At 54.0% G+C, this 13,501-nt stretch carries 13 protein-coding genes; 2 read left to right on the plus strand and 11 right to left on the minus strand.

Annotation, left to right across the window (positions count from 1 at the left end):
* Positions 1–9 precede the first annotated feature (9 nt).
* From CDH47_RS11895 to mpl, 3 genes are all read right to left on the minus strand, one after another.
* Complete coding sequence (locus tag CDH47_RS11895; protein ID WP_100640107.1) at positions 10–1,149, minus strand: acyl-CoA dehydrogenase family protein; 1,140 nt, start codon at positions 1,147–1,149, stop codon at positions 10–12.
* Positions 1,150–1,234: 85 nt separating this feature from the next.
* Entirely contained in the window at positions 1,235–1,906 is a 672-nt protein-coding gene (locus CDH47_RS11900) for a flavin prenyltransferase UbiX (RefSeq protein WP_100640197.1), read from the minus strand.
* 36 nt (positions 1,907–1,942) lie between these two features.
* Entirely contained in the window at positions 1,943–3,337 is a 1,395-nt protein-coding gene (gene mpl / locus CDH47_RS11905) for a UDP-N-acetylmuramate:L-alanyl-gamma-D-glutamyl-meso-diaminopimelate ligase (RefSeq protein WP_100640198.1), read from the minus strand.
* Positions 3,338–3,492: 155 nt separating this feature from the next.
* On the opposite strand from mpl, the gene CDH47_RS11910 reads away from it, so the two are divergent.
* Positions 3,493–4,755, plus strand: a complete 1,263-nt coding sequence (locus CDH47_RS11910; RefSeq protein WP_100640108.1) for a 6-phosphofructokinase — start codon at positions 3,493–3,495, stop codon at positions 4,753–4,755.
* A 97-nt stretch (positions 4,756–4,852) separates the two neighbouring features.
* On the opposite strand, the gene CDH47_RS11915 is transcribed toward CDH47_RS11910, so the two are convergent.
* Positions 4,853–5,089 (minus strand): GrxA family glutaredoxin, encoded by a 237-nt coding sequence (locus CDH47_RS11915; RefSeq protein WP_100640109.1) that lies wholly within the window; start codon positions 5,087–5,089, stop codon positions 4,853–4,855.
* Positions 5,090–5,284: 195 nt separating this feature from the next.
* On the opposite strand from CDH47_RS11915, the gene CDH47_RS11920 reads away from it, so the two are divergent.
* Entirely contained in the window at positions 5,285–5,728 is a 444-nt protein-coding gene (locus CDH47_RS11920) for a YqaA family protein (RefSeq protein WP_100640199.1), read from the plus strand.
* Here CDH47_RS11920 and CDH47_RS11925 read toward each other — a convergent pair.
* The 7 genes from CDH47_RS11925 to mrdA form a co-directional block, all read right to left on the minus strand.
* Positions 5,668–7,122: an ABC1 kinase family protein gene (locus CDH47_RS11925; protein WP_100640110.1), complete on the minus strand. Its 1,455-nt coding sequence runs from the start codon at positions 7,120–7,122 to the stop codon at positions 5,668–5,670. The genes CDH47_RS11920 and CDH47_RS11925 overlap by 61 nt on opposite strands.
* A 137-nt stretch (positions 7,123–7,259) precedes the next feature.
* Complete coding sequence (lipB, locus tag CDH47_RS11930; protein ID WP_100640111.1) at positions 7,260–7,904, minus strand: lipoyl(octanoyl) transferase LipB; 645 nt, start codon at positions 7,902–7,904, stop codon at positions 7,260–7,262.
* Between the two features lie 5 nt (positions 7,905–7,909).
* Positions 7,910–8,179 carry an HP0495 family protein gene (locus tag CDH47_RS11935; RefSeq protein WP_100640112.1) on the minus strand — a complete coding sequence of 90 codons (270 nt, stop codon included), beginning with the start codon at positions 8,177–8,179 and terminating at the stop codon, positions 7,910–7,912.
* 29 nt (positions 8,180–8,208) lie between these two features.
* A complete protein-coding gene (locus tag CDH47_RS11940) occupies positions 8,209–9,390 on the minus strand; it encodes a D-alanyl-D-alanine carboxypeptidase family protein (RefSeq protein WP_100640113.1) in 1,182 nt (393 codons plus the stop codon).
* A 47-nt stretch (positions 9,391–9,437) separates the two neighbouring features.
* Positions 9,438–10,355, minus strand: coding sequence for a septal ring lytic transglycosylase RlpA family protein (locus CDH47_RS11945; protein ID WP_193601651.1), 918 nt, complete (start codon positions 10,353–10,355; stop codon positions 9,438–9,440).
* Between the two features lie 104 nt (positions 10,356–10,459).
* Positions 10,460–11,602 (minus strand): rod shape-determining protein RodA, encoded by a 1,143-nt coding sequence (rodA, locus tag CDH47_RS11950; protein WP_100640115.1) that lies wholly within the window; start codon positions 11,600–11,602, stop codon positions 10,460–10,462.
* Complete coding sequence (gene mrdA / locus CDH47_RS11955; RefSeq protein WP_100640116.1) at positions 11,602–13,500, minus strand: penicillin-binding protein 2; 1,899 nt, start codon at positions 13,498–13,500, stop codon at positions 11,602–11,604. The genes rodA and mrdA overlap by 1 nt, the downstream gene beginning before the upstream one ends.
* Position 13,501: the final 1 nt, after the last annotated feature.

Genomic DNA, 13,501 nt, shown 5'->3' on the forward strand with positions numbered 1-13,501 from the left:
TTGTGCAGCTTAAAACGCGCGAGCAACAATCTCCTTCATGATCTCGTTGGTTCCGCCGTAAATGCGCTGAACCCGCGAATCAGCCCAGGCACGGGCAATGGGGTATTCCCACATGTAGCCGTAGCCACCGTGCAACTGAACGCACTCATCCATTACCTTGCACTGCAAATCCGTGGTGTACTGCTTCAACATGGCTGCTGTGGGTATATCGAGTTTTTTGTCCAGGTGGAGTTCCAGACAACGGTCGGTGAATACCCGGGCCGCGGTGATTTCGGCCTTCATCTCAGCCATTTTGAAGCGGGTGTTCTGGAACTTGATCACTGGCTTGCCAAAAGCCTTGCGCTCGGTCACGTAATCCAGAGTCCACTGCCAGGCTGCTTCTGCGGCAGCAATTGCAGTAATACCAATCTGCAAACGCTCGGCAGGAAGCTCCATCATCAACTGCATAAACCCCTGCCCTTCCATCGAACCGAGCAGATTCTTGGTGGGAACCTTCACATCCTGGAAAAACAGTTCCGAGGTGTCCTGAGCTTTCATACCAACCTTGTTCAGGTTATGGCCTTTTTGAAACCCCTCTGAGTCGGATTCAACCAGCAGAAGGCTGATGCCTTTTGCACCTTCCTTTGGATCGGTTTTGGCGACAACAATCACCAGGTCGGCCATCTGGCCGTTGGTGATAAAGGTTTTTGAGCCGTTCAGTATGTAGTTGTCACCATCCTTCAGAGCGGTAGTTTTCACACCCTGGAGGTCAGAACCCGCACCTGGCTCACTCATGGCAATCGCGGTGATCATCTCGCCAGTCGCCATTTTCGGCAGATAATGTTTTTTCTGCTCTTCGGAGCCGTGATTCAAAATGTAGGGTGCAACGATATCGGAGTGTAGCGTCCAGCCAATGCCCGAAAGCCCGGCCCTGGAGACTTCTTCCATAATAACCGCACTGTATCGGAAATCAGCACCTACACCGCCGTACTCTTCAGGCATAGTAGGGCACAAAAAGCCCAGCTCCCCGGCTTTTTCCCATAGCTCGCGGCTGACCTGGCCATCTTTTTCCCACTGCTCGTGGTATGGCGCGGCTTCTTGCTCAAGAAATTTCCGGACAGAGTCCCGAAAGCCGTCAAGGTCTGCATCGAAGAGCGTGCGTGGAATCATGGTAAACCTCAGTCAGTGAACAATGTTGTAATTAACGTTCACCAAGTCTCTTCTTGCAGGCGGGTTTGCTCAATGGTTAAAACCATCAATCCTGCTGGCCAAAACCATCGTTGCGACTCATTTTGGCGCTCAACCGAGCCTCACCCCAGCGGGGCATCAAGTCTTGCGGCAAGCCCAGATGATCGAGGATTCGAGCCACAATAAAGTCCACTAGATCCTCCACTGATTCCGGTCGATGGTAGAACCCTGGGCTGGCCGGCATGATGACCGCTCCCATTTGGGTAAGTCTCAGCATGTTCTCCAGATGCACTTGGGAGTATGGCGATTCGCGAGTCACCAGAATCAGTTGACGCCGCTCTTTAAGCGCCACATCCCCAGCCCGCTCAATCAAGTTATTACTGGCGCCAGTGGCCATTGCGGAAAGCGTTCCTGTACTACAGGGGCACACCACCAAAGGGGCCTTTTCACCAGAGCCGGATGCCGGTGGCGAAAACCAGTCTTCACGCCCAAACACCAACACTTGCCCTGGCTGAGCTGATGCATATTCCGATAGCATTTTCTGCATGGCCGGAGGGCTGCCCGGCAGCTTCAGGTCGGTTTCCGTTGCAATAACAATCTGTGCTGCCTTGCTTATCATCACATGAACCCGGCAGCCCGCTGCCACCAGACATTGCAGCAGGCGCAACCCATACTGGGCGCCGGAAGCTCCGGTGAACGCCAGGTTGATGGTGCGGGCGTTCGACAAATTATCGGGCATGGTTTGGGTCAAAGATGCAGCTCCTTGTGTGCCGGGTCAGCCATGGATACGCTCAAGCTCGGCTACAAGCTTGTCGTGAATACCACCAAATCCACCGTTACTCATGATGACGATGTGGCAGGGGCTTGGCAGATCCGTCATTACACGCTCAATCAGCCCTTCTACGGTGGATTCAACAAAGTGTTTGCCGGATTCCGCGTTATCAGACTGCCATGCGGATACCAACTCTGGTAGCCAATCCATGGTGTTCAGGTTGGCCCAATAAACTTTGTCTGCCAACGCAGCACTCGGCAGTAACGTATGCTGATGAACGCCCTGCTTCATGGTGTTAGAGCGAGGTTCAATAAGTGCAATAACCGGCTCTTCACCTACCTGATTACGCAATCCGTCCAGCGTGGTCTCTATGGCAGTTGGGTGGTGAGCGAAGTCGTCGTAAACCTTCACTCCACCAATATCCGCCAGCAACTCCATGCGGCGTTTTACGCCAGAGAAGCGACAAAGCGCTGCCACGGCATGATCGGGCGTTACCCCCACATGCTTGGCAGCAGCAATGGCTACAAGGGCATTGCGAACATTATGCATACCCGTTTGGCTCCACTTCACCACCGCAACGGGCTGTTCATGGTGAACCACCATAAATCGGCTGCCATCTTCTGATAATAGTTCGGCACGCCAATCAACCGATGTGGCAGCTTCGCTACCGATAGCCATATCCTGAACCGGGCTCCAGCACCCCATCGCAAGTGCGTTATCCAGATGCTTATCCAGGCTCGGACGAACAATCAATCCCTGGGAAGGCACCGTGCGAACCAGATGATGAAACTGACGCTCAATGGCTTCTACGTTTTCAAAGATATCGGCGTGATCAAACTCAAGGTTGTTGAGTATCAGGGTATGGGGGCGGTAGTGAACAAACTTGGAGCGCTTATCGAAAAAAGCGCTGTCGTACTCATCGGCCTCGATAACAAAAAAATCGCTATCGCCGAGACTGGCTGAAACCGGAAAGTCCTTAGGCACGCCGCCCACCAGATACCCGGGCGCCAGCCCGGCCTGATCAAGAATCCACAGGAGCATGGCGGTGGTGGTGGTTTTGCCATGGGTGCCGGCAACTGCCAAGACCCAACGATGCCGCAGAACTTCTCTTGCCAGCCACTCCGGGCCAGACATGTAGTCGATATTGCGATTGAGTACCGCCTCTACTTCAGGGTTGCCCCGGGACATGGCGTTACCAATAAGCACCAGCTCTGGCTTGGGCTCAAGATGCTCCGCACTGTAGCCTTCCATCAGGCTGATGCCCTGGGCTTCCAACTGCGTGCTCATGGGCGGATAAACGCCCTGGTCGGAACCGGTAACTGTGTGGCCGAGCTCCCTTGCCAATACCGCAAGGCTGCCCATAAATGTGCCACAAATCCCCAGTATATGAATATGCATTCGCCAGCTGTCCTCTGCGTTGAAACCCGACAAGCCTCCCGTATCCGTTCAGTGCCGTCAAGCGCATTGCTATCCGCACTTACAGCCATGAAAATTGCGGGCGTTTGACGTATCATCTGCAGCATTGTCGAATCAACTGGAGACTCCACCCCGAGATGGCCATCAAGAACGCATTTTACGCTCAGTCTGGCGGTGTTACCGCTGTTATCAACGCCAGCGCCTGCGGGGTCATTCAAACCGCACGCAAGCACCCGGAGAAAATCGGCAAAGTATTTGCCGGGCGCAACGGCATACTGGGCGCGCTATACGAGGAGCTAATTGATACCAGCCTCGAAAGTGATGAGGCCATTCAGGAGTTGATCCACACCCCTGGTGGTGCTTTTGGATCCTGCCGTCACAAGCTGAAAAACATCTCGGAAAACCGCCGGGAATACGAGCGCCTGATCGAAGTATTCCGCGCTCACGACATTGGCTACTTCTTCTACAACGGTGGCGGCGACTCCCAGGATACTGCCTACAAAGTCTCACAAATTGGCGAGACCATGGGTTACCCCATTACCTGCATTGGTGTTCCCAAAACCGTCGATAACGACCTGCCGTTTACCGACTGCTGCCCGGGCTTTGGCTCTGTCGCCAAGTACATTGCCACCTCCACGTTGGAAGCCAGCCTGGATATCAAATCCATGTGCGAAACCTCCACCAAGGTATTCATACTTGAAGTCATGGGGCGCCACGCTGGTTGGATTGCGGCTGCCGGCGGCCTGGCGGGCCAAGGTGAAGGCGAGCCGCCCCACATTATTCTGTTTCCGGAAATCCCGTTTAATCGCGAAGCATTCCTGGAGCGGGTCGATTCCTGCGTGAAAGAATACGGATACTGCGTGGTGGTGGCCTCCGAAGGCGCCCAGTATGAAGACGGTCGTTTCCTTGCGGATGCCGGCGCCAAAGATGCCTTCGGCCACACTCAACTCGGTGGTGTAGCGCCAGCACTGGCCAACATGGTTCGGCAAGCTTTGGGGCACAAGTATCACTGGGCAGTGGCGGATTACCTCCAGCGCAGTGCACGGCATATTGCGTCTGCCACAGACGTTGAGCAGGCCTACGCTGTGGGGAAAGCTGCTGTTGAAATGGCTTTGGCTGGCAAGCAGGCGGTAATGCCAATTATTGTTCGCGAGAAAGCAAAGCCTTATGTCTGGTCAATTGGTGAGGCTCCGCTGAGCGAAGTCGCTAACCAGGAAAAGAAAATGCCGATCCATTACATTACAGATGATGGCTTTGGTATTACTCAGGACTGTCGCGACTACCTGTTGCCTCTGATCGCGGGTGAGAACTTTCCTCCATTTGAGAACGGCCTTCCCAAGGTAGCCAAGCTCAAAAACACCTTGGCGGAAAAGAAACTGAAGGCCGATTTCCAGATCTGATCGCCCGATCAGTTTTGCGCCGATTAAAAAGGCTCTACGGTTACCCGCAGAGCCTTTTTTTATTCTCATCAGCATGATTTAATGGGGTCATACCCGCTTAGAGCTCTCGCACATACGCCGAAAAATCGTCATAGCCGCCAATGTAGCGGGTACCCACAAGAATTTGTGGCACTGTGTGAACCGCGCGGCCAATTTTATCTGCAACGTCTTCTTTGGTCATATTCTGCTCGATCATATCTACCCAGACATACGGCATATTGCGGGACTCGCACAAGCTTCTTGCCCGCACACAAAAACCGCAACTTTCACGGCCGTAAATTGTCACCTGCTCCATAAAAAACCTCCGGGATAGATACCCCGAAACAATTCCGGAGTAGTTAAAAGGGTGTTAAAAAAACAGCGTCATGATGACATGATTGTGGAAAATTAAAAAATTGATGCTTTGAATAGCTGCGATAGTAACGGATCATACTTAGTGCGCTTTCGCACGGCGTATGAGCTAAATGCCTATCATTGCAAGGACAATTCTGTGGTTTACCTGACGTTATTTCTGACCTCGTTCGCAGCAGCCACCCTGCTACCAGCCTATTCGGAAATACTGACTGGCACACTGGTTGTTCAGGGCTACCCCATGTTTTGGCTGTGGTTCTGGGCCACGCTGGGCAACACCCTGGGGTCGGTGGTGAACGGCATCATCGGCAGGCAGGTGGATCGCTTCAAGCACAAGCGCTGGTTCCCCCTGAGTGAGGCACAACTGCACAAGGCCAGAAACAGTTTTAACCGCTACGGTCAGTGGTCTTTACTTTTGGGCTGGCTGCCCATCGGCGGCGACGCACTCACGCTGGTTGGCGGTATTATGCGCGTGCCCTGGCTCAACTTCATTGTTCTTGTGGGTATAGGTAAAGGTGTGCGTTATGCCTTTGTGATCTGGCTGGTTGCAGAAGCATCGGGCATATCATCACCTTCGCCATAAAGGTACTTTCGCAGCAAGGGCTCACCATTGAACTCCGAGTGCAACACAGCAATAAAGGTATACACCCCGATCAGCTTGCGGTTAAGAAACACAAACTCTCTGGGTGGCACGCGGAAGTATCGGCTTATGGCGGAGCGTGCTGCTTGCCGCGCTACCCGTGATGGCAGATCGCTTTGTTTCCAGCGATACTGGCCTTTGCTGTTAATCGCGTAATCAGGCCAGGTTGCATGGTCGCTGGACAATGGTTCCAGAACCGACATACACACCTGCCCAAATTTCTCCAAAACCTCTTTAGGCCAGTCAGTGCTCATGAAACGGAGCTTTACGCCTCCGTCGATCACCGCATCCAGGTCGTTTTCGTACGAGGCCCGTATCATCTGAATAACCGGATCGAGAAATTCATTTGTGTAGGACTGCACTGCGCCAAAGTCCAGCAGCACGATGCGGTCATGCTCTACGCCTTCGCCGTCGTCTCCGTATTCTCCAGCAATTCGGATACGGTAGTTTCCGAAGTTGGGGTCTGTTTGAATTTCCCCCCAAACAAACAACTCCCGGAAGAACAGCTCAAGTGCAGCCTCACCGAGAGCACTCCGGCGCTCCAACGGTAATTCCCGAACCACCTTGGCGCTGACAGAATGCCCATGCTCGTAGGTAGAAGCGATAATCAAAGAACCTGAATACTCTGGTAACACTCGGGGAACCACAAACCGCGGGTCCTCCAGGAGCAATTGGCGAAACTTCTCAGTGGTGCGCGCTTCAAGGTGATAATCCACTTCCCGGTGCATCATCTCACGCACCTCTTCCAGCCAATCCTCAAACTCGGGCCCGAAGCTCACCAGCCGGGCCACCCTGAGCAGCTGCGCCACCGCGTTCAAATCACTGTCCACCGCATCGGCAACACCCGGGTACTGAATTTTCAGCACCAGTTCCAGGCCGTCGCTCCGCCGCAAGGCACGGTGCACCTGGCCAAGGGACGCAGCACCAATGGGTTCACGGTCTATATCCAGCTCCGCAAGTTTCTCTTCGCCCAACTCTGCTTTCAGAACCCGCTCAATTGCCGGCCACTCCAATGAAGTTGTCTGATCCTCTAGCGTGTGCAAGGCTTCGGTAACTTCTTCGGGCAGGAAATGCTCGCCGTACAGCGCCATCACCTGGCCGATTTTGACCACACTCCCTTTCAACTTGCCCAACTCATCCACCAAAAGGTGGGCTTGCTTGGACATCATGGCGCGGTGGCGCTTATCCCGGTTTTCCTTGCTACTGAACCAGTTTGTAGCCATGTGCGAAGCCACACGCGTTCCGGCAAAGAGTCCGGCGCGAGTAAGGCTCAACCGGCGCTCGAAGCTACCTGTTTTGATGCGGGAGACTGAATTATCTGGGCGTCTGGATGACATGTATAACCTGTGCGAATCTGGGAATTTCCCCACTCTGATCTGATGCTTTAACGTAACACAAGCTGTTATGGCTGGGCCAAAAGCGGTGCATTGTACAGCGAGTATTGGGATGGTGAGTATCAGGGAGGAAAGCGGGCCTAACCGTCCCAACCCTTACGATAACTCACAGCCGAATCCTCTAGCCCGGCTATCAGCTGGGCCACCAACCTCTGCTCAATGTCTTCAATGGACGCAGTAGCAACAAAGTCGCTGATTTGGCACATAGCCAGCCCCGCATAACCACAAGGATTGATCCTCTGGAAAGGCGCCATGTCCATGTCGACATTTAACGCCAGACCATGAAAGGAGCACCCGCGACGAACCCGCAACCCAAGGGAGGCAATTTTTGCATCCCCAACGTACACACCTGGCGCATCCGGCCGGGGTTCTGCACCAATACCGAGCTCGGCCAGGGTGCGCACTATGCCCTGCTCAATAATATCAACAAGCCCCCTCACCCCAATCTTGCGTCGGGTCAGCCCGATCATCAGGTAAACCACTAACTGCCCGGGGCCGTGATAGGTTACCTGTCCGCCGCGATCTACCTGAATCACCGGGATATCACCCGGCGCCAGGATATGCTCTGCCTTGCCGGCCTGGCCCTGGGTGTAAACACGTGGGTGCTCAAGGCACCAGAGCTCGTCGTTGGTGTGCTCATTCCTACCCGCTGTGAAGCTTTTCATGGCTTCCCAGGTTTCCAGATAGGGCTGCTGCCCCAACGACCTGACAATCAGCTCAGACATGTGGCTTATAACACCATATGCACGCGGCCACTGGCTTTGAGGTCCTCAAACAAGGCCTTTAACTGCGGCTCACCGGTCGCCATGATATTCAATCTGACCGAACAGAACCGACCTTCCCGACTGTCTTTTACCGAGACATCGGCTTCTTTGATTCCTGGCGCGTGTTGCTCAACAACCGCGACCACAAACTCCTTAAAATCCGGGGCAGCATCGCCAATCACCTTGATGGCATAGTCGCAGGGAAACTCGATTTTTGGCGCTTTCGGCTCGCTCATACTATTTCACTCCCGGGCTAAGCCTGCCCTTATTGGAACAACTGAACAAAAAACAGCTTGATGGCATCCCAGATGCGTTTGAACAGGCCACCCTCGGGCACTTCTGTCAGTGCCAGTACTGGCTGGTCGATCAGCACCTCACCGTTAAGTGATACTTTCACCCGGCCCAACTCGTCCCCGGCACTTACAGGTGCTTTAATCACTGAATCCAGATCCACACTGGATTCAAGGCTGTCACGGGATCCGCGGGGAATGGTTACATATGCATCTTCGAGCATGCCGACTGAAAGCTTGTCAGCCTCCCCGCCCCATACCCTGGCTTCAATCAGCTGCTGGCCGGCACGGAACAAGCGCTCGCTTTCATAATAACGGAAGCCATAGTTCAGCATTTTCTGGACTTCCTGTGATCTCGCCTGGGAGCTACTGGTTCCCATTACTGTGGCGATAAAGCGGGTTTCGTTTCGTTTGGCAGACGCAACCAGGCAATATCCGGCCTCTTCCGTATGGCCGGTTTTCAGGCCATCAACACTGTCATCCCGCCACAGCAGGCTGTTGCGGTTGGGCTGACGAATATTATTGTAAGTAAAATGCTTCTCCGCGTAGATTGGATAATTTTCCGGGTAATCATTGATAATCGCACGGGCCAGCACCGCCAAGTCAAAGGCGGTAGAAAAGTGGTCAGGAGCTGGCAGCCCTGTCGCATTCTCAAAGTGGGTATCCTTCATGCCCAGCAATTGGGCCTGCTGGTTCATGATATCCACAAACGCGCCTTCACTGCCGGCAATAAACTCTGCCAGTGCGACAGACGCATCGTTACCCGACTGGATAATAACGCCTCGGAGGAGATCCTCTACAGAAACACTGGTTCCCTCTTTAACGAACGTGCGGGACCCCTCAGTTTTCCAGGCCTTGACGCTGATGGGAACCATGTCGGACATGTTGATTCGGCCTTCGTCCAGCTCACGCTCAACAATATACGCCGTCATCATTTTGGTCAGGCTGGCCGGCGGCAAACGCTCGTTGCTGTTCTCCTCCATGATAATGCGCCCACTTTGCGGGTCCATAAGCACGTAGGAACTGCCAGCAATTTGTGGCGGGGAAGGAATCAGCACGGTTTGTGAAACCGCGTTGCCTGATACCGAAAGCATCAGCACAAACGCAAAGATCGCTGAGATGAAAGAGAGTGAGCGGAAAACTGATTTTAATGCCATGGGTCCATTCATTCGTCGTTAAGTGTGTTTTTATGTGTATCCGATGCTTAATCAGAGTCGGTCAGCACAATTGATTGCCTGAATCCTTCAGCTTCCAGGCGGCTCTGCATAGTCCGCGCACTGCCCTCATCCTGAAAAGGCCCCACCTGTACACGGTGAAAGCGTCCCGAGCCTGTATCCACTGCACGCACTCGCACAGGGTTATTTCCCGAAGAACTACCAAGTATGTTCATAGCACGGCTCTGCATTTTCTCTGCAGGATCTCGGGTACTGAATGAACCAAGCTGAACAAACAGCCCCCCGCCCGCCCCGTCATTCACGGCAACAGTGCGTTGCGCTGGCTGTTTTTCTGGCCGTCCTTCCAACACCAACGGCTGGCCGGCCAGGAACATGCTGCCGTCCGGTTTCACTGTAATTGCTGCCACTTCTACCCGGGCGGTTCCACGGGATTGATAACCCAGCTTCTTCGCCGCCGCATAAGACAAATCAATCAGGCGGTCACCATGAAACGGCCCCCGGTCATTAACCCGAACAATCACAGATTGGCCGTTATCCAGGTTGGTAACTCTGGCGTAACCCGGAATTCTCATGGACTTATGGGCGGCAGACATCTGGTACATGTCAAAGGTTTCGCCATTGGACGTTTTGTGGCCGTGGAATTTTTCGCCATACCAGCTTGCGGTACCGCGAGCCACATAGCCATCGTTGCTGCCCATCACGGTGTAATGCTTACCCCAAACTGTATAGGGCGATTTGTTTCCCGCCCTGGCCGGAGCCTGATATACAGGTACGGCATCTGACAGCCCCGAGACATCAAAGTTTCCTGAGGGCGCCCTGTCCTGGGTAATGGTATAGCGTGAAGAATGATCGGGGCCGGCGGGCGCAGGTGCTGGGCCCGAAGCACAGCCAGCCAGCAATAGGACTGCCGCAACGGCTGGCCAGAAATCTGAGCAAGTTGATCTCACTGTGCAGATGTCCTCTGAAAATAAACGCTGCCAAATAGTAACGCGACAACAACCACTACCATTGTAACGGGTTCATACCCCTGACCACCATTACCAGCCTGACATCAGGCCGTGATCATCCGGCGGTGAGTACGAATGGACATCAACACACCAAACGCTGCCATCAACGTTACGGTTGACGTGCCGCCGTAAGAAATGAGCGGCAAGGGCACGCCGACCACTGGCAACAGCCCGCTAACCATTCCAACATTCACGAACACGTATATAAAAAAGGTCATGGTCAGAGCGCCAGCCAACAAACGGCTGAATGAATCTTGGGCAGTTACCGCAATAAACAAACATCGCAGGATAATCAGGAAATACACGCTGAGCAGTATAAGAACCCCGACAAACCCGAACTCCTCTGCCAACACCGCTACGATGAAGTCAGTATGGCTTTCCGGTAAAAACTCCAGGTGCGACTGAGTGCCCTGCAACCAACCCTTGCCATCTACGCCACCAGAACCTATCGCTGTTTTGGACTGGATGATGTTCCAGCCGGCGCCTAATGGATCGCTTTGGGGGTCCAGAAGTGTGAGTACGCGCTGTTTCTGGTACTCACGCATGCCAAAAAACCACATCACGGGGGCTGCAACAGAAACCATCGCCAAAAAAGCGCTTATGAGCTTCCAACTCATTCCGGCAAAAAACACAACAAAGAGTCCGGCCATTCCAACAAGAAGTGAAGTCCCGAGATCAGGTTGCCTGACAATTAGAAGCATTGGGAGAAGCGCTATAACCAAGCCGACGCCGATACGGGACAGCCGCGGTGGCAAGAAATGTCGTGACAGGTACCAGGCTGCCATCATGGGTACAACAAGCTTCATAAACTCCGATGGCTGAAATCTGGGCAATCCTGGCAACGCCAGCCAACGCTGCGCGCCTTTTGCGCCTACTCCCACAGCCAGCACAGCAATCAGGCCCGCGAGACCAAGCACATACAGCCAGGGCGCCCAGCGCCGGAATACTGAGGGGTCAAACTGGGCAAAGACAAGCATCACGACAAAAGCGACCCCAAAACGGACACTCTGGGCTTTTACAACCTCCAGATTTCGGTCAGCGCCACTGTAGAGAATGAACAAACCACCAGAGATCAGGGCAATCAGCAGAAAAAGAAGAATGGGGTCCAGATGTAGCGCAGACCAAAACCCTCTTGGGCGCCCAAGAGGATTGCTGGCAGTTGAGCTGAAAACTTCCCGCGCGGCCATCAGGGAACCTCGTTTTGCAAATCGGCTTTGCTAACCAGTGAACCAGAACCACTGGATGACAACTCCAGTAACCAGGCATCAAACAAAGCCCGAGCGACAGGGGCTGCTGTCCCGCTTCCTCCACCGCCGTTCTCAACTATCACAGCAACCGCAATCTGTGGTTTTTCCGTAGGCGCAAAGCCAACAAACAAAGCATGATCGCGCAGCCGCTCCTTGATTTCCTCAGCGTCGTATTCTTCATCCTCCGCAAGGCTGAATACTTGGGCAGTGCCAGTTTTCCCGGCCATTCGATAGGAAGCACCACGACCTGAAGCGCGGGCAGTGCCCTTAGACCCATGCATCACTTCGGCCATGGCATCCGTAATAAACTCCCAATCACTGGGATCTTTCAGCTGCAGTGGCTCGTGAGTTTCGGCCGGCAAAAACTCCTCCGCAGACCTGTCTCCCTGTATATCTTTCAGCAGCCGAGGCTCAACCCACTCCCCGCGATTGGCTATCAAGGCCGTTGCCGTGGCCAGCTGCAACGGTGTCGCGAGCATAAAGCCCTGTCCAATGCCCAGATTAACAGTATCTCCCGGATACCAAGGCTGGCTGTGAGTGGCTCGCTTCCAGTCAGGGGATGGCAGAATGCCGCTTAAAGCTCCGGCAACATCAAGAGTTGCATCTTCACCGAAGCCAAAGCGGGACAAATAATCGACCATAGTATCAATGCCCATTTCTATCGCTGCTTCGTAGTAATAGACATCACAGGACTGCGCCATTGCGTGGGTTAAATCAACCCAGCCGTGTCCACCGCGCTTCCAATCCCTCCAGCGTCGCCCCTTGGAGTTGATCTGGAAGTACCCCGGGTCCCATATGCTGAGATCCCGTGTGACTGCACCACTATCGAGAGCGGCAATGCCGAGCATGGGTTTGATCGTTGAGGCAGGCGCATATTGCCCGCGCAGAGCTCGGTTAAAAAGGGGTTTGTCTTTGCTTTCACTCAAATCACGGTAGTCTGGAACGCTGATGCCTGTAACAAATTTGTTGGCGTCGAAGCCGGGAACGCTGGCGAGTGCCAGTATTCCGCCGGTTTCCGGCTCGATGGCGACAATTGCGCCACGGCGACCGTCGAGCAGTTCGTGAGCCCGGCTCTGTAGCCGCAGGTCAATATGAAGTTGCAGATCTTCACCAGGCACCGGATTCTCTCGCTCCAGAACCCTTAGAGTGCGGCCCCGTGCATTGGTTTCTACGTGCTGGTAGCCGACTTTCCCATGCAGCAACTCTTCATAAAACCGCTCAACGCCTGATTTACCTATGTAGTTTGTACCCGCGTAGTTAACCGGGTCGATTCGCTGTAACTCATCTCGGTTGATTCGACCAACAAAACCCAGCGCGTGTGCTGTGAGCTCGCTATGGGGATAGTAGCGAACCAGCTCAGCTTCCACTTCCACACCGGGCAATTCGTGCCGGTGCACTGCCAAGCGGGCAATTTCATCCTCCGTCAAATCGTAGCGCAACGGGATTTCCTGAAACGGGCGGCGTGGTTCGCGGAGGCGGCGCTGAAACCGTTCCAGATCCTCATCAGAAACATCCAGAATTCCGACAAGCTGCTCCAGCGCATGATCAATGTCGCCCACCCGCTCCGGCACAACAGTGACACTGAAGACGGGGCGGTTTTCCGCCAGCAAAACATGGTTGCGATCGTAAACGAGCCCTCGTGGAGGGGGCACAGATTGGACCTGAACGCGGTTTTTATCCGAGAGCGTAGTATAAATGTCGTGCTCAACCACCTGCAGCTGGTACATGCGGGCGACAAGCACCAGCAAAAGCAGGAAAACAAACACCAGCATAACCATGGCACGACGCTGGAACAGTCTGCGCTCGGCGGCAGTATCCTTGAATTCACCCCACGGCATG

Origin of the sequence: Marinobacter salexigens (genome assembly GCF_002806945.1) — a bacterium.
GTDB classification, from domain to species: Bacteria; Pseudomonadota; Gammaproteobacteria; order Pseudomonadales; family Oleiphilaceae; genus Marinobacter; species Marinobacter salexigens.